At 59.2% G+C, this 20,719-nt stretch carries 17 protein-coding genes and 1 riboswitch; of the genes, 4 read left to right on the plus strand and 13 right to left on the minus strand.

Annotated features, from left to right (window positions below; genetic code table 11):
* Positions 1-114: 114 nt before the first annotated feature.
* From fre to trxA, 5 genes are all read right to left on the minus strand, one after another.
* Complete coding sequence (gene fre / locus ACY8FN_RS03105) at positions 115-813, minus strand: NAD(P)H-flavin reductase (RefSeq protein ID WP_463099205.1); 699 nt, start codon at positions 811-813, stop codon at positions 115-117.
* Between the two features lie 155 nt (positions 814-968).
* Positions 969-2,438 (minus strand): 4-hydroxy-3-polyprenylbenzoate decarboxylase, encoded by a 1,470-nt coding sequence (gene ubiD, locus ACY8FN_RS03110; RefSeq protein WP_463099206.1) that lies wholly within the window; start codon positions 2,436-2,438, stop codon positions 969-971.
* A 33-nt stretch (positions 2,439-2,471) separates the two neighbouring features.
* Entirely contained in the window at positions 2,472-3,470 is a 999-nt protein-coding gene (locus ACY8FN_RS03115) for a hypothetical protein (RefSeq protein ID WP_463099207.1), read from the minus strand.
* Positions 3,471-3,578: 108 nt separating this feature from the next.
* Positions 3,579-4,844 (minus strand): transcription termination factor Rho, encoded by a 1,266-nt coding sequence (gene rho / locus ACY8FN_RS03120; protein WP_042021112.1) that lies wholly within the window; start codon positions 4,842-4,844, stop codon positions 3,579-3,581.
* A gap of 209 nt (positions 4,845-5,053) precedes the next feature.
* The gene (gene trxA, locus ACY8FN_RS03125) at positions 5,054-5,380 is read right to left on the minus strand and encodes a thioredoxin TrxA (RefSeq protein WP_005339416.1); all 327 of its coding nucleotides are present in this window, start codon (positions 5,378-5,380) and stop codon (positions 5,054-5,056) included.
* 113 nt (positions 5,381-5,493) lie between these two features.
* Here trxA and rhlB point away from each other — a divergent pair, with 113 nt between their 5' ends.
* From rhlB to ACY8FN_RS03140, 3 genes are read left to right on the plus strand one after another with little or no spacing between them, the layout of a single operon-like run.
* The gene (gene rhlB / locus ACY8FN_RS03130; RefSeq protein WP_042021114.1) at positions 5,494-6,786 is read left to right on the plus strand and encodes an ATP-dependent RNA helicase RhlB; all 1,293 of its coding nucleotides are present in this window, start codon (positions 5,494-5,496) and stop codon (positions 6,784-6,786) included.
* Positions 6,787-6,799: 13 nt separating this feature from the next.
* Positions 6,800-8,290 (plus strand): guanosine-5'-triphosphate,3'-diphosphate diphosphatase, encoded by a 1,491-nt coding sequence (gppA, locus tag ACY8FN_RS03135; RefSeq protein ID WP_463099208.1) that lies wholly within the window; start codon positions 6,800-6,802, stop codon positions 8,288-8,290.
* A 30-nt stretch (positions 8,291-8,320) separates the two neighbouring features.
* Complete coding sequence (locus ACY8FN_RS03140; RefSeq protein ID WP_463099209.1) at positions 8,321-8,575, plus strand: Rho-binding antiterminator; 255 nt, start codon at positions 8,321-8,323, stop codon at positions 8,573-8,575.
* Between the two features lie 71 nt (positions 8,576-8,646).
* On the opposite strand, the gene ACY8FN_RS03145 is transcribed toward ACY8FN_RS03140, so the two are convergent.
* The 3 genes from ACY8FN_RS03145 to prlC form a co-directional block, all read right to left on the minus strand.
* Positions 8,647-9,408: a class I SAM-dependent methyltransferase gene (locus tag ACY8FN_RS03145; protein WP_463101125.1), complete on the minus strand. Its 762-nt coding sequence runs from the start codon at positions 9,406-9,408 to the stop codon at positions 8,647-8,649.
* Positions 9,409-9,462: 54 nt separating this feature from the next.
* Entirely contained in the window at positions 9,463-12,012 is a 2,550-nt protein-coding gene (locus ACY8FN_RS03150) for a putative bifunctional diguanylate cyclase/phosphodiesterase (RefSeq protein WP_463099210.1), read from the minus strand.
* 206 nt (positions 12,013-12,218) lie between these two features.
* Positions 12,219-14,261, minus strand: a complete 2,043-nt coding sequence (prlC, locus tag ACY8FN_RS03155) for an oligopeptidase A (RefSeq protein ID WP_463099211.1) — start codon at positions 14,259-14,261, stop codon at positions 12,219-12,221.
* 461 nt (positions 14,262-14,722) lie between these two features.
* Positions 14,723-14,807: riboswitch (cyclic di-GMP riboswitch) on the plus strand.
* A 47-nt stretch (positions 14,808-14,854) separates the two neighbouring features.
* Between prlC and ACY8FN_RS03160 the strand changes: the two genes are divergently transcribed.
* The gene (locus tag ACY8FN_RS03160; RefSeq protein ID WP_101345872.1) at positions 14,855-17,050 is read left to right on the plus strand and encodes an immunoglobulin-like domain-containing protein; all 2,196 of its coding nucleotides are present in this window, start codon (positions 14,855-14,857) and stop codon (positions 17,048-17,050) included.
* Between the two features lie 161 nt (positions 17,051-17,211).
* On the opposite strand, the gene hemB is transcribed toward ACY8FN_RS03160, so the two are convergent.
* The 5 genes from hemB to tatA form a co-directional block, all read right to left on the minus strand.
* Positions 17,212-18,228: a porphobilinogen synthase gene (hemB, locus tag ACY8FN_RS03165; protein WP_139720697.1), complete on the minus strand. Its 1,017-nt coding sequence runs from the start codon at positions 18,226-18,228 to the stop codon at positions 17,212-17,214.
* A gap of 3 nt (positions 18,229-18,231) precedes the next feature.
* Positions 18,232-19,017, minus strand: coding sequence for a TatD family hydrolase (locus ACY8FN_RS03170; RefSeq protein WP_101345870.1), 786 nt, complete (start codon positions 19,015-19,017; stop codon positions 18,232-18,234).
* A gap of 188 nt (positions 19,018-19,205) precedes the next feature.
* Entirely contained in the window at positions 19,206-19,961 is a 756-nt protein-coding gene (gene tatC / locus ACY8FN_RS03175) for a twin-arginine translocase subunit TatC (RefSeq protein WP_101323234.1), read from the minus strand.
* Complete coding sequence (gene tatB, locus ACY8FN_RS03180; RefSeq protein ID WP_463099212.1) at positions 19,958-20,422, minus strand: Sec-independent protein translocase protein TatB; 465 nt, start codon at positions 20,420-20,422, stop codon at positions 19,958-19,960. Before tatB ends, tatC begins: the two co-directional genes overlap by 4 nt.
* 3 nt (positions 20,423-20,425) lie before the next feature.
* Positions 20,426-20,677 carry a Sec-independent protein translocase subunit TatA gene (tatA, locus tag ACY8FN_RS03185; RefSeq protein ID WP_463099213.1) on the minus strand — a complete coding sequence of 84 codons (252 nt, stop codon included), beginning with the start codon at positions 20,675-20,677 and terminating at the stop codon, positions 20,426-20,428.
* Positions 20,678-20,719 lie beyond the last annotated feature (42 nt).

The following is a 20,719-nucleotide window of genomic DNA, read 5'->3' on the forward strand; positions in this document are numbered from 1 at the left end:
AAAATCATGGGATAACACCACGTTCGTCGCGCCACGCCCGCTCACGATAACAACCCCGAAAAAACAACAGCCCCCGGTCACACCGGGGGCTGCATCATCCAACTCTGCTGTTGGTCAGATAAATTCGTAGGCATCACCGAAGATGCGCTCCGGCTCGGCACCGAGGATCTTGAACTCCTCCCGCGCCGCACCCGCCATCTCGAAACGACCAGCCACATAGATGTCGTAGTCGTGCAGACTGACGAAGTCATCCATGATCGCCTTGTGCACCAGCCCGCTCTTGCCAGTCCAGTCAGCTTCCGGCTCCTGCACCACCGGGATGAAGGTGAGCGGTGCGTAGTCACGCTCCCACTGCTGCATCTGCTCCAGCTCGTAGAGCCAGTGAGCCTGACGCACGCCCCAGTAGAAGAACACCGGGCGCTTGCTACCCGTGTCGATCAGATACTCCAGAATGGAGCGGGCGTAAGAGAAGCCGGTGCCGCCCGCCATCAGGATCAGCGGACGGCGGGACTCATCGCGCAGGAACGCCTTGCCAGCCGGTAATTCGACCTCGATCTCGCCCTGCTCGCGCATCCGCGCCAGCACCTGACCGGCGTAGGCATTTTCGGGAGTGGCACCGATCTGCAGCTCCAGTACACCCGGGCGGGTCGGCGAGTTGGCGATGGAGAAGGGGCGCTTGTCCGAATCGCTCATCACCACCAGCAGATACTGGCCCGGCTTGAAGCTGATCTCTTGCTGCGGCGTCAGGGCCACATGCCAGATGGTGTCGACATATTCGCGCAGTTCCTCTACGCGGCATTTGATACGTTGCATTCTTGTCCTTGTGGCGGGCTCGCTCGGCCCGCTTCGCTCATTGTTTCACTATGGAATGACGACCAGCAGCCCTGGTCCCGTCAGTCGAGAATACTCAAATCAGTGGGGATCGCATCACTTTTTGCAGCAAATGCCGCAAAGCGGCCATCTTTGGCTCAGCTGAGGATATTGAGCTCATCCCAAATGGTATCGATCTTCTGCTTCACTGCTTCGTCCTGCACTATGGGCTGGCCCCACTCACGACTGGTCTCACCCAGCCACTTATTGGTGGCATCCAGCCCCATTTTGGAGCCGAGCCCGGAGACCGGCGAGGCAAAATCGAGGTAGTCGATCGGGGTGTTTTCGATCAGGGTGGTGTCCCGTGCCGGGTCCATTCGGGTGGTGATGGCCCAAATCACATCGTTCCAGTCGCGGGCATTGATGTCGTCATCGCAGACAATTACGAACTTGGTGTACATAAACTGGCGCAGGAAGGACCAGACCCCCAGCATGACTCGCTTGGCATGGCCCGGGTAGCGCTTCTTGATGGTGACCACCGCCATCCGGTAGGAGCACCCTTCCGGTGGCAGATAGAAGTCGACGATCTCGGGGAACTGCTTTTGCAGCAGTGGCACGAACACCTCGTTCAGCGCCAGCCCCAGCACTGCAGGCTCATCGGGCGGACGGCCGGTATAGGTGCTGTGGTAGATGGCATCCCGCCGCTTGGTCATATGGGTAATGGTAAAGACCGGGAACTCGTCCACCTCGTTGTAGTAACCGGTATGATCGCCATAAGGCCCTTCCGGCGCCATTTCACCCGGTTCCAGATAGCCTTCCAGCACGATCTCGGCGCTGGCCGGCACCTCCAGATCACAACTTATCGCTTTCACCACTTCGGTACGGCTACCGCGCAGCAGACCGGCAAAGGCATACTCGGAGAGGGTATCCGGCACCGGCGTCACAGCGCCGAGAATGGTCGCCGGATCGGCGCCGAGCGCCACCACCACCGGGAATCGCTCGCCCGGATGGGCCTCTTGCCATTCGCGAAAATCGATGGCGCCGCCACGGTGATCGAGCCAACGCATGATCAACTTGTTCTTGCCGATCTTCTGCTGGCGGTAGATACCGAGGTTCTGCCGTTTCTTGTAGGGGCCACGGGTAATGGTAAGGCCCCAGGTAACCAGCGGCGCCACATCACCGGGCCAGCAGTGCTGGATCGGGATCTGGTCGAGATCGACCGCATCCCCCTCCAGCACCACCTGCTGGCAGGGGGCGGAAGATAGCCGCTTGGTCGGCATGTTGAGTACCTGCTTGAAGATCGGCAGTTTCTCCATCAGCTCCTTGAGACCACGGGGCGGCTCAGGCTCCTTGAGATAAGAGAGCCAAACCCCGACCTGACGCAGGGCCCCCACATTCGGCTGCCCCATCCCCATGGCCACCCGATCCGGGGTACCGAACAGGTTGGTCAGCACCGGCATGGTGTAGCCTTTGGGATTTTCGAACAGCAGCGCCGGGCCACCCGCACGCAGGGTGCGATCGCTGATCTCGGTCATCTCCAGATAGGGGTCTATCTCGCGAGTGATGCGCTTGAGTTGTCCGTTTTGTTCCAGCTGCGCGATGAAATCACGCAAATCCTTGTATTTCATGCAAGTTCCCAACCGGGTTCAGGAGGTTGTGCATTATAACCCTGGCCGCACATCGGGTGTACCCGTATCGGGTAACAGACTCGGGGCGATGGGAGGGGGGTCACGTTGCCCCAGACGCCTGACCAGCGCAGAGAGCAACAGAGGCTCGTCCACTTCCATCAACAAACCCGCCACCAGCGCACCGTATTGGCGGTTGGAGAGTTCCGCCAGCAGATAGCGTTGGGCCAGCTGCGGCAAGGGAGATAGCGCGCTCATCTGGCGCAGGGCGGGCTCTTTCAAATCAGGGTTAACACTGGCAGCAATCAATAGATCACTGGCCGCAGCGCCTTGATGGAAGTGACTGATGGTGGACAGTGCGATCAACGCATCCTGATCCACCGGCTGGCGCCACAAGCGGGCATAGAGTGCTGGCTCACCGGTACGTTCCAGCAGATAGCGCAACAACTGGTTGTCGGGCAGATAGATATTCTGGCCCGCCAGCTGGCGGGCCTCCCGATCCCAGATCGACGGCGGCACTTTTGCAAGGGCCAGCAACAGGGCTTGCTGCTGCATGGCAAGGTCGGGGTTACGGCTGTAGTAAATGGATTTGAGCGCAAAGCTCCCCTGGGCAAGCTGCTGGTGATAGCTCACCACCAGCCGCTGTAGTTGCCATTGACCAAGCAACTGGCGGGCGCGGGCGGAAAAATCGTAGGCGGGTTGCTGCACCAGAAAACCGTCTACCTGCTGCTCCAGTAGCCACTGGGGAGCCTTGTCGGCCTGAGCCTCGACCCACTGTTGCAACTCGGGGGACGCAGGGGCGGTAGCCGGAATATCCCGCAGCAGTTGCAACAGCAGGAACTCCCGCTGCTCGCGGCTCAGGGTTGCCAGCAGGGTGTCGATGGCAGCAAATTGCCCCTGTTGCAGGCGGCTCGCCAGATAGCGCTGGTGCGTTTGCAGGGTCTCAACGGTCACCGGCAATGAGGCTGATGCCACTTGGGCATGGAGCGGCATGGCGAACAGCAACCCCAGCCAGAACCAAAAAATAGGTTTCATGACGTCTCTATCCTTGTGACATCGGGATTTCATACTACTAGGACGACCGGAAAACAGATAAACAAAAACCGCGACCAGGGCCGCGGTTTCGTCATTTTGTGACCGGACTTACTTCTGCTGGCGCCGCATGGCGTCAAAGAACTCGTCGTTGGTCTTGGTGCCTGCCAACTTGTCGATCAGGAACTCGATGCTATCGATCTCGCCCATGGGGTGAATGATCTTGCGCAGGATCCACATCTTCTGCAGCTCGTCAGGCGCTGTCAGCAGCTCTTCCTTACGGGTGCCAGAACGGGTGATGTCGATGGCCGGGTAGATGCGCTTCTCGGCAATCTTGCGCGAGAGGTGCAGTTCCATGTTACCGGTACCCTTGAACTCTTCGTAGATAACCTCGTCCATTTTGGATCCGGTATCCACCAGCGCGGTCGCGATGATGGTCAGGCTACCGCCCTCTTCCACATTACGCGCGGCGCCGAAGAAGCGCTTGGGACGGTGCAGGGCGTTGGCATCCACACCACCGGTCAGTACCTTGCCCGATGACGGGATGACGGTGTTGTAGGCGCGCGCCAGACGGGTGATGGAGTCCAGCAGGATCACCACGTCCTTCTTGTGCTCGACCAGACGCTTGGCCTTTTCGATCACCATATCGGCGACCTGAACGTGGCGGGAAGCAGGCTCGTCAAAGGTAGAAGCGATCACTTCACCCTTCACCATGCGCTGCATCTCGGTCACTTCTTCCGGACGCTCGTCGATCAGCAGGACGATCAGTTCACAGTCCGGGTGGTTGTAGGCGATGCTCTGGGCGATGTTCTGCAGCAGCATGGTCTTACCGGCCTTGGGCGGTGCCACGATCAGGCCACGCTGGCCTTTACCGATGGGGGAGGCCAAATCCAGTACACGGGCAGTGATATCTTCGGTAGAACCGTTACCCCGTTCCATGCGCAGACGTTCGTTGGCATGCAGCGGCGTCAGGTTTTCAAACAGGATCTTGTTGCGGACGTTTTCCGGACGGTCATAGTTGACCTCGTTGACCTTGAGCAGCGCGAAATAACGTTCGCCCTCTTTCGGTGGTCGGATTTTGCCGGAAACGGTATCGCCGGTACGCAGGTTGAAGCGGCGAATTTGGCTCGGGGAGACGTAGATATCGTCCGGGCCAGCCAGATAGGAGCCATCTGCACTACGCAGGAAGCCAAAACCATCGGTCAGGATTTCCAGCACACCGTCGCCAAAGATATCCTCACCACCCTTGGCGTGCGCCTTGAGGATCGCGAAAATAATATCTTTCTTGTGCGCCCGAGCCAGATTTTCCAACCCCATGGATTCGCCAAGCTTGACCAGCTCGGACACAGGAGTGTTCTTTAATTCAGTCAGATTCATAGTGGTGAAAGTCTGTAAGCAAGGATTGAAATGGGAGGAGACAGTCTGCTGGATTGGTGCTGTTCAGATTTGACTTGCCAGCCGATTTTTGTAAAAGCGGGTCTGACAAAAAGGTTAGCAAACGAGCGATAAATTAGCACTAATCGGGATGAGCGTCTAGGTGATAAAACAGAAGGAGCGCATTATTGCAATGCGCTCCCCTTAGGTTATTACAGGTTGCCGTCCAGAAACTCTTTCAACTGAGTCTTGGACAGTGCACCGACCTTGGTCGCTGCCACTTCGCCATTCTTGAACAGCAAGAGGGTCGGGATACCACGAATGCCGTACTTGGGCGGAGTATCAGAGTTATGGTCGATGTTCAGTTTGGCCACGGTCACGCGACCTTCGTACTCTTGGGCAACTTCTTCCAGGATCGGGGCAATCATCTTGCACGGACCACACCATTCGGCCCAGAAGTCGACCAGGACGGCGCCATCGGCTTTGATTACATCTGCCTCGAAGCTGGCATCGCTCAGCTGAACAATCTTGTCACTCATCTCCAACTCCAGTCAGTAAATAAGGCTTTATTGATACGTCAACAAAGGCAATAGTTGCCCTATTTGAAATGATCCTGTTTATTAATGCAAGCCTAACCTGATAACCTACCGCCATGAGCAAAACACACTTAACGACCGAAAAATTCGCCCAAATGGGCCTCGAACCCGAAGTTCTGGCTGGTCTGGAATCAAAGGGATTTCACTATTGCACCCCCATCCAGGCACTGTCTCTGCCACTGCTGGTAGAAGGTCATGACCTCGCCGGTCAGGCTCAGACAGGAACCGGCAAGACCATCGCCTTCCTGGCTGCCACCTTCAACTATTTGCTAACTCATCCACTGACCACTCCCCGTCTGGTTAATCAACCCAGAGCCATCATCATGGCACCCACCCGGGAACTGGCAGTACAGATTTACAACGATGCCGACAGCATTGCTGCCTCTACCGGCCTGAAGCTCGGCCTCGCCTACGGTGGCGAAGGTTACGACAAGCAGCTGGCTGTGCTGGAGCAGGGCGTCGACATTCTGATCGGCACCACAGGCCGCATCATCGACTACTTCAAGTCCAAGGTGATCGATCTGAGCAACATTCAGGTCGTCGTGCTGGATGAGGCCGATCGCATGTTCGATCTGGGCTTCATCAAGGACATCCGCTTCCTGTTCCGTCGTATGCCTGCCCCGACCGAGCGTCTGAGCATGCTGTTCTCCGCAACCCTCTCCCTGCGGGTGCAGGAGCTGGCCTACGAGCACATGAACCACCCGGAACATGTGCAGGTAGAGCCGGAGCAGATGACCGGCGTACGCATTCAGGAAGAGCTGTTCTACCCCTCCAATGAAGACAAGATGCTGCTGTTGCTCTCTCTGATGGAAGAGGAGTGGCCAGAAAAAGCCATCGTGTTCGCCAACACCAAACATATCTGTGAAGACGTGCAGGCGTGGCTGGAGAATGACGGCCACCGCGCAGGTCTGTTGACTGGCGACGTGCCGCAGAAGAAGCGGATGAAGATCCTGGAAGACTTCACCAAAGGGACGCTGGACATCCTGGTCGCTACCGACGTGGCTGCCCGTGGTCTGCACATCCCTGACGTGACCCACGTCTTCAACTATGACCTGCCCGACGACGCCGAAGACTACGTGCACCGTATCGGTCGTACCGGTCGTGCCGGCAAGAGCGGCCACTCCATCAGCCTGGCCTGTGAAGACTATGCCTTCAACCTGCCAGCCATCGAGGAGTACATCCACCACGCTATCCCGGTCAGCAAATATGATCGTGAAGCGCTGCTGGATGATGTGACTGCGCCGAAACGTGTTGTGCGCAACCGCCAGCCGGTCAACCGCAACATGCGTGACCGTCAGGGTGGCAGCAACAACAGCAACAACCGTCGTCGTCCGCCGCGCAAGAGCTAAAGGACAGGCCCAGTTGCACAACTCGCCGCTCTATGCCGCCATCGACCTCGGCTCCAACAGCTTTCACATGCTGGTGGTGCGCGAGGTCGCCGGTGCCCTGCGCACCGTCACCAAGGTCAAGCGCAAGGTTCGCCTCGCGGCCGGGCTCGATCCGGAATTTCACCTCAGCCGTGCCGCCATGGAGCGGGGCTGGGACTGTCTGCGGCTGTTCTCCGAGCAGTTGCAGGATATTCCGGCCGACAACATCCGGGTGGTGGGCACCGCAACCCTGCGCCTTGCCACCAACGTCGATGAGTTCCTCAGCGAAGCAGAACGGCTACTCAACCACAGCATCGAGATTATCTCGGGTGAGGAAGAGGCAAAAACCATCTACGAAGGGGTCTCCTGGACCTCTGCCGGAGAGGGCAACCGGCTGGTGATCGACATTGGCGGTGCCAGTACCGAACTGGTGATCGGCGAACACAGCGAAGCGAAACTGCTCAACAGCCTGCACATGGGCTGTGTCACCTGGCTCAACAATCACTTCGGTGATGGCGAGCTGAGTGCAACGCGGTTCGAGCAAGCGATTGCCGCCGCCAAAGCGGTGCTGGAGAAAGTGGCGGAAGATTACCGCGCCCTCGGCTGGCGCACCTGCGTCGGCGCCTCTGGCACGGTGCAGGCGCTGCAAGAGATCATGCTGGCGCAAGGGAAGAGCGAGCGGGTTACCCTGCCAAAACTGCAGGAGCTGATGGGTCAGGCCATTGCCTGTGGCAAGCTGGATCGGTTGCAACTGGAAGGGCTGGCGGCCGAACGGCTGACGGTGTTCCCCTCCGGCCTCGCCATCCTGATCGCCATCTTTGAAACCCTGAATATAGAGAGCATGACCCTGGCGGGTGGTGCTCTGCGTGAAGGCCTGATCTACGGTCTGCTGGGCAACAATCACGACTGTGATGCCCGAGATCGCACCGCCGACAGCCTGATCAGCCGCTATCAGCTGGATAAAGAGCACGCCGAGCGGGTGCGTGATACCGCCGTCGAAGCATTCAGCCAGCTGCAACCGGGCTGGCGTCTCTCCAAACGTTATGGTCGCCCCATCCTTCGTTATGCCGCTTTGCTGCACGAACTGGGCCTCTGTATCGAGTACAAGAAGGCACCACAACACGCTGCCTACATCATCGACAACATCGATATGCCGGGTTTTACCCCTGCACAAAAGAAGCTGTTGTCGGCCCTGCTGTTCAACCAGCGGGACGAATTCAAGCTGGAAACCCTGGAAAAACAGGGCGCAGTCACCGGTCGTCAGGCGATCCGGCTGGCCCGTATCCTGCGCATCTCGCTCATTCTCTGCATGCGCCGCACTCAGGGCACAGTGCCCAACTTCACCCTGCAGGCCGAGGAAGAGTCACTGACCCTGACCCTGCCCAAGGGCTGGATGGATGAACACTACCTGCGCGCCAGCGAGCTGCGCCTGGAAGTGGAACGCCAGCAAAAGATGGGCTGGCCAACCCGCCTGCAGGAAGCCTGAACCAGCAACCTGGCTGTTTTGGAGTCGATCATGCCGGATTATCAACCCATCAGCTGCGATCTCTACGACTGGCTCGAAATTGCCGCCAGCTGGCAACTGCCGGTGACCCTCGCCAGTCGCGATGGTCGTCAGTGGGATGACAAGATCCGCACTATAGAGGCCTGTGAAGGGGTCGAATATCTGCTGCTACACAGTGGTGAACGGCTCAGTCTAGGGGAGTTGGCGACTTTAGGCCTAAGTTGGCAAGGGGAAGATAAGCTAATCCGCTTCGCGCCAACCAACTGAATCCAGTACGAAAAAAGAGGGCCAACATGACGTTGGCCCTCTTTTTTTGCATCCGCGACTCACTCAGGCAGTTAACCGGCCACCAGCGCCGCCATCACATAGACATCGAAGCGGTTACCCTTGGTCTCGATGGCCATGCTGGGTTTGTGCTCATTGAGCCAGCCAGCATAGGCCGGGCGCTTTATCACCACCCGCTTGTTCGCCATCTTGAGCGCCGCCGGCAGCAGGGCATCCGCATCGAGATCCGGCCCCACCAGCGACTGGAATACCCGCATCTCTTTTTTCACCAGCGCCGACTTCTGCTTGTGGGGGAACATGGGGTCAAGATAGATGACGTCAGGCCGCTCTGGCAGCGCCAGCAGGTTATCCACCGCCGGGCCTTGCAGCAGCTGCATCCGCTCGCTGACCCAGGGGCCAATCTCGGGATCCTGCACCGCCCGCGCCAGCCCATCCTGCAACAGGGCGGCCACCACGGGGCTGCGCTCGATCAGAGTCACCTTGCAACCGAGAGAGGCGAGCACGAAGGCATCACGGCCCAGCCCGGCGGTGGCATCCACCACGGTAGGGGTGGCTCCGGCCTTGAGCCCGACCGCCTTGGCGATAGACTGGCCACGGCCGCCGCCAAACTTGCGGCGATGCGCCACCGCCCCTTCCACAAAGTCCACATAGACTGCACCCAATTTGGGCTCATCCAGCTTGCGCAGCTCCAGTCTCTCTTCAGTCAGTACCAGCGCAAACGGGGCCACAAACTCCACCTCTGCAAGGCGTAAACGCAGGGCGTCGAGCTCGCCATCACGGGCGGGTACTTCACTGATAACCTGAATATGGGGCATAGGGGGCAGACTCATGACACGCACAGAAGCGGCCATGATAACAGAAGCGGTGGATCAGCTCACGACCGTGAGGCTCATCCCCTGTTGATTGAGGGCGAGGTAATCGGTCAGGTCGTCATAGGCCAACGGGCGGCTGAGCAGGTAGCCCTGAGTGAAGGCACACCCCTTCTGACAGAGGAAGTTGAGCTGCTCACGGGTTTCCACCCCTTCGATCACCACCTCCATGCCGAGGTTGTGCACTATGTTGATGATGCCGTCCAGCAGCAGTCGATCCTGCTCGTTGAAGGGGATGTGGCGAACAAAGGAGCCATCTATTTTGACCAGATCGACCGGGAAGGTACGCAAGTAGTTGAGCGCCGAGTAACCGGTGCCGAAATCATCGATGGCCAGCAGGCACCCCGCTGCACGCAACGCATCGATCCGCACCCTGTGCTGATCACTACTCTCCATCAGCAAGGATTCGGTAATTTCGATGACGATGTCGGCAGGATCAAGCCCGTAGTGCTGAATCACCTTGAGCCACTCGCTCGCTTCCGGATCTATGGTCTGGAACTCCAGGGTAGAGCGGTTGATCGACATCTGCAGCTGCGGGAAACCGGATTGCTGCAAGCGCGCCAGATCCCGGCACGACTGCCACAGCACCAGTGCCCCCAACCCCTGAATCAAGCCGGCCTCTTCCGCCAGCGGAATGAACTCAGCGGGGGAAACCTGTCCCCAGCGGGGATGATACCAGCGTACCAGCGCCTCCAGCTTGGCAACCCGCCCGCTGCGGTTATCCCAGATCGGCTGGTAGGCCATGGTCAGCTGTTCCAGCTTGATCGCTTCAGCCAAATCCTGCTGCATCTGGTGGCGCTGGCGCACCTCTTCCCGCATGGTCGCGCTGTAGGCACCCAGCAACCTCCCCTGCCGCTTTGCCGCAAACAGTGCCTGTTCGGCGTTGCGTAGCAGCTCGTCGCTCTCGCTGCCATCGACCGGACAAAGGGTCATGCCGATGGTCGCGGTGACATAGAGCTGCTGGTTGGCCAGCATAAAGGGACGGGCGAAGCTGCCGATCACCTGTTTGGCAAACACCTCCGCCTGACGGCGAGTGACGATACCGGGCACCAGAAAGGCAAACTCGTCGCCGCCGATACGGGCCACCATATCTTCGGTACGCACCCGGCTCACCAGTCGATCCGATACCTCCCGCAACAGGGCATCACCGGCCTGGTGATCCATGCTGTTGTTGACCGCCTTGAAGTTATTGAGATCGAGCACCATCAGGGAAAAGCGTTCGCCCCGCTCGCAAAAACGACTCAAACAGCGGCTAAACAACCAGCGGTTGGGCAGGCTGGTGAGGGTGTCATAGTTTGCTTGGGCGGCGATCTTCTGCTCAGCCTGCTTGGTTTGGGAAAGATCGCTGAAAATGGCGATATATTGCTGGATTTTTCCCGCTTCACGCAGGGTACTTATCATCAGCTGCTGCGGATAGAGCTTGCCGTTCTTGCGCTTGTTCCACACCTCGCCGCGCCACACCCCCACCCGCTCCAGCGCATGGTACATGTCGGCATAGAAGGTCTGATCGTGTAGCCCGGACTTGAGGATGCTGGGACGCTGGCCACGGGCCTCGTCACCACTGTAACCGGTGATCTGCTCGAAGGCCGGGTTGACCGAGATGATGCGGCTATCGGCATCACACACCAGAATGGCTTCGGAGAGGTTGTCATAGACCCGGTGGGAAAGTTTAAGCTGTTCGGCATGACGCTTGAGAGGATCGATATTCTCCAGCAGCACCATCAGGTAGTCCGGCTGCTGTTGCTCGTCAGTGATAAGGGTAACCGTGACCCGCCCCCACAGGATCTCCCCCCCTTTGCGCAGGTAGCGCTTCTCCAGCGTAAAACGACTGCACTCACCACGGTGAATTTGCTGGTAGCACTCGAGACTGCGTTGCCAGTCCTCGGGGTGATTGATGTCAGAGATGGATCGCTGCAGCAGCTCGTCGAGGGAATAACCCAACATCCTTTCAATAGCCGGATTGGCCCAGAGGATCCGGCCAGTGAGATCCAGCTTGCCGATCCCCACCGGAGCCTCAAAAAGCATGCTCTGCAACACTTGGGGGGCATCAGGCACTGGCTGCGGCAGCTGTCGCTGCAACAGCAACGCCAGCTCGCGGCCCGCCAGTGGCCCCAGCAGCCTGAGCAAGCCCATCACCCGGCCCATATCGGTTTGGGGCTGGCGATAGAGCAAACTGCAGACACCTATGGTCTCGCCGTCAGCATTCTTGAGGGCAATCCCGACATACGCCCGGGCTTGCCACTGGCGGGCAAGTGGCATCTCGGGGAACAGCTGTAGCAGACGATCGCTGAACCAGGCCTCGCCCTCCTGCCAGGTAATAGCATCAGGGGTGGTCGTCAGTTGCAGCGTCAGGGTATCGGGGTCAAGGGAGGAGGGATAGGCCGCCTGTACCGTCAAGTGGGTGTCATTGAACGCCCCACTGGAGATCAGGACGACATCAGCCATCACAGCAGCGGCGATTTCACTCACAAAAGTATCGAAATATCCCCGCCCGCTCGAATGAGCCAGACTGGAGATGATTTGATAGACGGAATCGAGAGCTCGCCTCATGGCAAGTGGCTTTCTCACCTTGACTGATTAGAACACGACTCTACTGAAGAGCCGCGGGCAGTGCAAATATGCAGTCAGCAAGATATTAAAAAGACTCGAAAAAAGGGACCATAAGGTCCCTTTTTGTCGCACCAGTCACAAATTGACCCTACAAGGTCATAAATATGTACCTGCTTGAAGCTCACCCCGGTTCTGGAGGAGAGATATCACGCAGCGATCCCGCTGTGGCGCAGCAGGGCATCCACCTTGGGCTCGCGGCCACGGAAGGCACGGAACAGCTCCATTGGCTCTTTCGAGCCCCCCTTCTCCAGAATGTGCTTCAGGAAGGATTGGCCGGTGACCGGATTGAAAATCCCCTCCTCCTCGAAGCGGGAGAAGGCGTCAGCAGAGAGCACTTCAGCCCACTTATAGCTGTAGTAACCCGCCGCATAGCCACCGGCAAAAATGTGGGAGAAGCTGTGCTGGAAGCGGTTGAACTCGGGTGGCGTCATCACCGCCACCTGACTGCGCACTTCAGCCAGCAGGTTCGGGATTTGATCCGGGTTGGCCGGGTCAAATGTCTGATGCAACCGGAAGTCAAACAGAGAAAACTCCAGCTGGCGCAGCATCTGCATCGCCGCCTGGAAGTTGCGGGCCGTCAGCATCTTCTCCAGCAGATCAGCAGGCAGCGGTTCGCCGGTCTCATGATGGCCAGAGATAAAGGCCAGCGCCTCGGACTCCCAGCACCAGTTCTCGAGGAACTGGCTCGGCAGCTCCACCGCATCCCAGGCCACGCCGTTGATCCCGGCGACACCGGCCACGTCGATGCGGGTCAGCATATGATGAATACCGTGACCGAACTCGTGGAACAAGGTGACCACTTCGTTGTGGGTAAACAGCGCTGGCTTGCCATCCACCGGGCCGTTGAAGTTGCAGGTCAGGTAGGCCACCGGCTTTTGCAGCGAGCCATCCTGACGGTAACGACGACCCAGGCACACATCCATCCAGGCGCCGCCCTGCTTGTGTTCACGGGCGTAGAGATCGAGGTAGAAGCTACCACGCAGCTCATCCTCGGCATCGAAGATGTCGTAGAAGCGCACGTCCGGGTGCCAGGTATCAATGCCGAGACGCTCGCGCACCTTCATGCCAAACACCCGCTTCACCACTTCGAACAGCCCCTTCACCACCTTGCTGGCGGGGAAGTAGGGGCGCAACTGCTCGTCGGAGATGGAGAATTTGTGCTGCTTGAGCTTCTCGGCGTAATAGGCGAGATCCCAGGCGGCCAGCTCGCTCTGACCATGTTGCTCGGTGGCGAAGGCGCGGATCTCCTCCAGCTCGGCTTTGCCTTGCGGCAGGGATTTGGCCGCCAGATCGGTGAGAAAGCTCACCACCTGTTCGGTCTTGTCCGCCATCTTGGTCGCCAGCGACAGCTCGGCATAGTTGGCAAAGCCAAGCAGCTGGGCCAGTTCGCGGCGCAAGGTGAGCAGCTCGCTCATGATGGCGGAGTTGTCCCACTTACCCCCGTTGGGGCCCTGATCCGAGGCGCGAGTGGTGAAGGCCTGATACATCTCGGCACGCAGTTCGCGGTTGTCCGAGTACATCATCACCGGCAGATAGGAGGGGATATCCAGAGTGAACAGCCACCCCTCTTTGCCCTTGAGTTCGGCCATCTGACGGGCAGCAGCCCGCACGCTGTCGGGCAGACCGGCCAGTTCGGCTTCCTCGGTCACCGGCTTGTGCCAGCCCTGGGTGGCATCCAGCACATTGTTGCTGAAGCGGGAGGCCAGCTCGGAGAGACGGGCCTGAATTTCGCCGTAACGCTGCTGCGCCTCGGCAGGCAGACCGATACCGGAGAGGCGGAAATCGCGCAGGGTATTGAGGATTTCCTTGCGCTGGGCGCCGCTCAGCAGCGGGAAGTCATCGCTTTGGGAGAGGCCAAGATAGGCTTGATAGAGCCCTTCATGCTGGCCGACATAAGTCTGGAACTCAGAGAGCAGCGGCAGGCAGGCATCATGTGCCACTCGTAGCGCTTCGCTGTTAAGGACGGAATTAAGGTGGCTGACCGGTGACCAGATCCGAGCCAGACGGTCATTGACCTCTTCCAGCGGGGCAATCAGGCTATCCCAGGTGTGGGTTTCATTCTGGGCCAGCACATCGCTGATCTTCTGCTTGCAGTCAGCGATCGCCTGCACCACGGCAGCTTGCACCTGCTCTGGCTGGATCTGGCTGAAAGGGGGCAGTGCATCCATTGTCAGCAAAGGGTTATTCATCCCGGTTACCTCTTGTTAGGTCTTGAACAGACCGCTTTATCAGCTCTGTATGGTTTTCTAACATGTGGGCAACCCATGCAATAATCAAGCTGGAATCACACTCCAGCCCCCTTTTTGCCATCCGTCTCACAACCGGGGTGCCGCCAGCCAGCCGGGGGCCACCTCGCGTCAGCTAATGACACAGGCCGCAGCCCTTGTTCCCCATCATTCCCGTGCTACTGATAGGCATGCCACCGGTGGCGAGCATCAGGGTAAATTCCTCACCAACCCTGTGGCCATCAGGCTTTCCCCCCTCTTCGAACATCCTGTTATTTAAACAAAGACCCTCTGGAACACTTTGAATTATTAACTTTTTCCAAAATGTGACATACAGAAGAGCACGTTGATTAATTTATCTTCCCTCTCCTACCATATGCGGCTAATTTGGGGGGCCACTTGATTGTCTGTGCCACACAGAGGTCGGGTGAAAAAGGCAAGGTGGCTCGAAAGACCACCACGCAAAGCCACCGGTCTAAGGGATTTTCCTATGACAGCGGAGCTGCCCCCGAAGCCCATCCCCTGATGGGCCTCCTTTTGCAACGTACGGAGCAACAATGAACAAGTTCAAACTCTCCCTGCTGGGCTGCCTGATCGGCGCCACCAGCCCCATGCTGCACGCCGCCAGCGCAGGCCAGAACATGGTCAACCCGCAATCTGGCGTGGTAGTCGGCTACTGGCACAACTGGTGCGGCGGCGCTGGCTACAAGGGTGGCGTCGCCCCCTGCGTCAAGCTCGATCAGGTCAACCCGCAATACAACGTGGTCGATGTCTCCTTCATGAAGGTCTATGGCAGCAACCCGATCCCGACCTTCAAGCTGGATACCGGCACCGGCATGAATGAAAGCCAGTTCATCGAACAGATCGCTGAACTGAACCGTCAGGGCCGCGCCGTGCTGCTGGCACTGGGCGGTGCCGATGCCCACATCGAGCTGCGCACCGGCCAGGAGCAAGCCTTCGCTGACGAGATCATTCGTCTGGTGGAGACCTACGGTTTTGACGGTCTGGACATCGATCTGGAGCAAACCGCAGTCACCGCTGCCAACAACCAGACCGTGATCCCGGCCGCCCTGCGCATCGTCAAAGATCACTATCGTGCCCAGGGGAAAAACTTCCTCATCACCATGGCGCCCGAGTTCCCCTACCTGACCGCCAACGGCCTCTACACCCCCTATCTGCGGGCGCTGGAAGGTTACTATGACTGGATCAACCCCCAGTTCTACAACCAGGGTGGCGACGGTATCTGGATCGACGGCTTCGGCTGGATTGCCCAGAACAACGATGCCCTGAAAGAAGAGTTCATCTACTACATGGCGGACTCGCTGATCAACGGCACCCGTGGCTACTACAAGATCCCCCACGACAAGCTGGTGTTCGGCATCCCGACCAACATCGACGCCGCCGCCACTGGCTACGTCACCAATCCGCAAGATCTGTTCGATGCCTTCAACAAGCTGAAGAGCCAGGGCCAGCCCCTGCGCGGCGTGATGACCTGGTCCATCAACTGGGACATGGGTCGTAACGCCGCTGGTCAGGCCTACAACGAATCCTTCATCAAGAGCTACGGCCCCTTCATCCACGAGCAGGAGATCACTCCGCCGATCGACAACGGCAAGCCGGTGTTCAGTGGCGTGAGCGATACCCGCATCAAGCAGGGCACCGCCTTTGATCCCATGGCCGGTGTCACCGCCAACGACAAGGAAGATGGCGACCTGACTGGCCAGATCCTGGTGGAAGGTTCGGTAGACAACCAGCGCATCGGTCTCTACCCCCTCACCTACAAGGTGAGCGATCGTGACAACAACGTCACCGAACAGCTGCGTAGCGTCGAAGTCTATAGCATGAAGCCGGTATTCAGCGGCGTCACCGACACCACGCTGGAGCTGGGTACCCCCTTCGATCCGATGACCGGCGTCAGCGCGAATGACGAAGAAGATGGTGACCTGACTGCCCAGATCAAGGTCAGCGGCAGCGTCGACAGCAACAAGGTCGGTCGCTACACCCTCACCTATCAGGTGACCGACAGTGCCGGTCAGCTGGTGACCCAGCAGCGCAACGTGACCGTCAAGGAGCAGGGCGCTATCTGTGAAAACGGTTGGGATGCCAAGAAGGTCTACGTCGGCGGCGACATCGTCAGCCACAACGGCAAGAACTGGCTGGCTGGCTGGTGGACCCAGAACGAAGAGCCGGGTACCACAGGTGACTGGGGTGTCTGGAAAGTTCAGGGTGACAGCGACTGTGACGGTGGCAACAAGCCGCCGGTGATCGACAGCAGCGACTTCACCGTTGGCGCCATGGCCAGCGAGTACACCATAGTCAACGGTCAGGTCAGCATCCGTTTCAACGTGACTACCGCCAACCCGGTACAGATCACTGCGACCCTGGAGCAGAGCGGCCGCAGCCACGGCACCACCAGCAGCAAAGTGAATGGCACCAGCTCGCTGGTACTGCAAGGCAGCAACGTCACTGACGGCAGCTATGAAGTGGTCATCAGCGGTCTGGCTGACGGCCAGAAGCCGGTGGTACAGCGCTTCCCGGTCACCCTGGCTGAAGAGAGCGACAACGGCGGCAACGATGGCGACTACCCGGCCTATGCCCCCAACACCAGCTATCAGGCCGGTGATCGGGTCAGCAACGCCGGCGGCAACTTCGAGTGCAAACCCTGGCCGTACAGCGGCTGGTGTGGTGGCTCTACCAGCCACTATGCACCGGGTACCGGCTCTGCCTGGAGCGATGCCTGGACCAAGCTGTAATCAGCAGGTCATAACCAAGAGGGAGCCGCTGGCTCCCTCCACCACGTCGCATCAACCGCGATTGGCACAGCCCGGAGTTATCTCCGGGCGACATTCATAACGAAAGAGGGGAGCCATTGGCTCCCCTCTTTTCTATCCGTTACACGCTCGGTCACGTCTGCTTAACGGGCATCTTCCTTCAGCCACTGCGCCACGCGCTTGGCGAAATAGGTGAGGATGCCGTCGGCCCCGGCCCGCTTGAAGCAGAGCAGGGACTCCATGATGCACTCCTTCTCTTTCAGCCAGCCGTTCTGGATCGCCGCCATGTGCATGGCGTACTCACCACTAACCTGATAAGCGAAAGTCGGCACGCCAAACTGATCCTTCACCTGACGGATCACGTCCAGATAGGGCATGCCCGGCTTGACCATCACGCTGTCAGCCCCTTCCTGAATATCCAGCGCCACTTCGTGCAAGGCTTCGTTGCTGTTGGCCGGATCCATCTGATAGGTGGCCTTGTTGCTCTTGCCGAGGTTGCCGGCAGAGCCAACCGCATCACGGAATGGGCCGTAGTAGCAGGAAGCGTACTTGGCGGAGTAGGCCATGATCTGGGTGTTGATGAAGCCGTTCTCTTCCAGCGCAGCGCGGATGGCACCGATGCGGCCATCCATCATGTCGGACGGCGCGACTATGTCGACCCCGGCCTCGGCATGGGAGAGCGCCTGCTTGATCAAGATCTCGGTGGTGATGTCGTTCAGCACATAGCCTTCATCATCGATGATACCGTCCTGACCGTGGGTGGTGAACGGATCGAGCGCCACGTCGGTGATCACCCCCAGCTCCGGGAAGCGGGCCTTGAGGGCACGCACGGTGCGCTGGGCCAGTCCGTCCGGGCTGTAGGCCTCTTCCGCCATCAGGCTCTTGCTCTGAAGCGGGGTGACCGGGAACAGGGCGATGGCGGGCACGCCCAGCTCTACCAGCTCGGCAGCCTCCTCCAGCAGCAGATCGATGGAGAGACGCTCCACCCCCGGCATGGAGGGAACGGCTTCCCGGCGGTTCTCCCCTTCCAGCACAAACACCGGATAGATGAGATCGTTGACGGTCAGTACGTTCTCGCGCACCAGACGACGGCTGAAATCATGTTTGCGCACTCGGCGCAGGCGGCGGCCCGGAAAGGCGCCCGGAAGAGTTGTAGCCATGAATCACTCCTGGAGAGGAAGTTGGAAGAACGCGGCGGAGGTGGCCCGGGTGTGGGCCAGCAAGGCCTCGGGCGCTTCACCACGACAGGCCGCCACCACCTTGGCGATATGCGGCAAAAAAGCGGGTTCGTTGCGTTTCGGGCGGGGTTTCAGATCCCGTGGCACCAGATAGGGGGCATCGGTCTCGATCATCAGCCGACCGGCCGGAATGCGGGCTACCTGCTCGCGCAGCAGCTGACCGCGCCGCTCGTCACAGAGCCAGCCGGTCACCCCGATATGCAGTCCCAGCGCCAGACACTCGTCCAGTTCTTCATCGGAGCCGGTGAAGCAGTGCAACACAGCCCCCGGCAGCTTCGGCAACCAGGGGCGGAGGATCTCGATGAAACGGGCGTGCGCATCACGACAATGCAGAAACACCGGCATCCCGAGCTCGGCGGCCAGTGCCAGCTGGGCGTCGAATACCGCATCCTGTACCGGACGGGGGGAGAAGTCGCGGTTGTAGTCGAGGCCACACTCACCAATGGCCACCACCTGCGGCAGCGCCGCCAGCTCGCGAAGGGCGGGCAGGGTCGCCTCATCGACACTCTTGGCATCGTGAGGATGGACCCCTGCGGTGGAGAAGCAGTAGCCCGGCCAGCGGGCGGCAAGCTCGGCGCTGTCGCGGCTGCCAGCCAGATCCGTACCGGTGAGGATCAGTGCTTCCACCCCGGCGGCGCGGGCGCGGGCTACCAGCTCAGGCTGCTCACCGGCGAACTGGCTGCTGGTCAGGTTTAAACCGATATCGATCATGGGATAAGACGTTCCGAACAAAAGGAATACATATCAGGCATTTGAAAACCATCTACTCGATGGGCCAACACCATACGCCTCGAACGGGAGCATGAAAAGAGGAAGGGAGCCTTAGCTCCCCTCGTTCTGCTATTCCTGCGGACTTCGTCATCCTCTCGCCGTCCGGCAAAAAGGTGACGAACAGAGCCTCAGCTCTCCCCATCCGGTTGTTCCTGTTGCTCTTCATCCTCTTTCTTCACATAGAAGCGGGCGAAGAACAGACCTACCTCCCACAGCGCCCACATCGGGATGGCGAGCAGGGTCTGGGAGAAGACATCAGGCGGCGTCAGCAGCATGCCGACCACAAACACCCCGACGATGACGTAGGGGCGCTTCTCCTTCAGGCTCTGGGGCGTGGTCACCCCGGTCCAGCACAGCAGTATGGTGGCCACCGGAATTTCGAACGCCACCCCGAACGCGAAGAACAGGGTCAGTACGAAGTCCAGATAGCTAGCGATATCGGTCGCCACCGTCACGCCGACGGGGGCGGTACTGGTGAAGAAACCGAACACCAGCGGGAACACCACGTAGTAGGCAAACGCCATCCCTGCATAGAACAGCAGGGCTGTCGAGACCACCAACGGCATAATCAAACGCCGCTCATGCTGGTACAGACCCGGGGCAATAAAGGCCCAGGCCTGATAGAGCAGATAGGGGATCGCCACGAAGAAGGAGACCACCAGAGTCAGCTTGATCGGCGTCAGGAAGGGGGTCGCCACATCCGTCGCGATCATGCTGGTCCCTTCCGGCAGCTGGCTGAGCAGCGGTTGGGCCACGAAGTCGTAGATGTTGTTGGAGAAGTAGATCAGTGCGATAAACACGATCAGGATGGCCGAGATGGATCGCAGCAAGCGGGTTCTCAGCTCAACCAGATGGCTGATCAGGGGTTGCTCGGCCAGACTCATGGCTTCACCTCCTCTTTCACTGCTGACTCGCCGACTGGCACAAGCTCGCTCTCCCGCTGGCTGTTGACCGGCGGCACGTCGTGGCTCAGCTGTACCGCAGGCTCCACCGGCGTGGCAGGTTCAACCTGGGCGACCGGCTCGGGGCGCGGCGGACGGATCTCGTTCTCCACCTGATAGGGGCGATTGACCGACTGGGCCGCCGCCTTGAGCTGTTCGATGGACTCCTGCAGCTCGGGACTCAAGTTACTCATCTGCAGCTGTTCCGCCTTCTTCAGATCGTTGTGCAGCTCTTGCAACTTGAGCTCCTGTTCCAGCTCGGACTTGACCGAATTGGCGGTCGAACGAATGAGGCGGATCCAGTGGGTAGCCGTACGAATGGCAACCGGCAGCCGCTCGGGCCCCAGTACCACCAGTGCTACCACACCGATGACGACCAGCTCCCAAAAACCGATATCAAACATGGCTTAGGCCTGATCTTTGTCTTTCTGCTTGGCAGCATCGCCACTCTGACCAGCCGCTTCGTTCAGCTGTTTCGGGGGAAACTCGGCATCTTTCTGCTCGGCCTTGGCATCGGCCGGATCGTCGGAGAGTGCTTTCTTGAACCCTTTGACCGCGGCCCCCAGATCACCGCCAATCCCGCGCAGTTTCTTGGTACCGAACAGCAGCACGACGATGACTGCGATGATCAACAATTGCCAAATACTGATACCACCCATGACTTTCTCTCCAGAGCAGGCGCCTGATGGCGCGGTTTTTGT

It is taken from the genome of Aeromonas sp. 160P, from assembly GCF_055193095.1.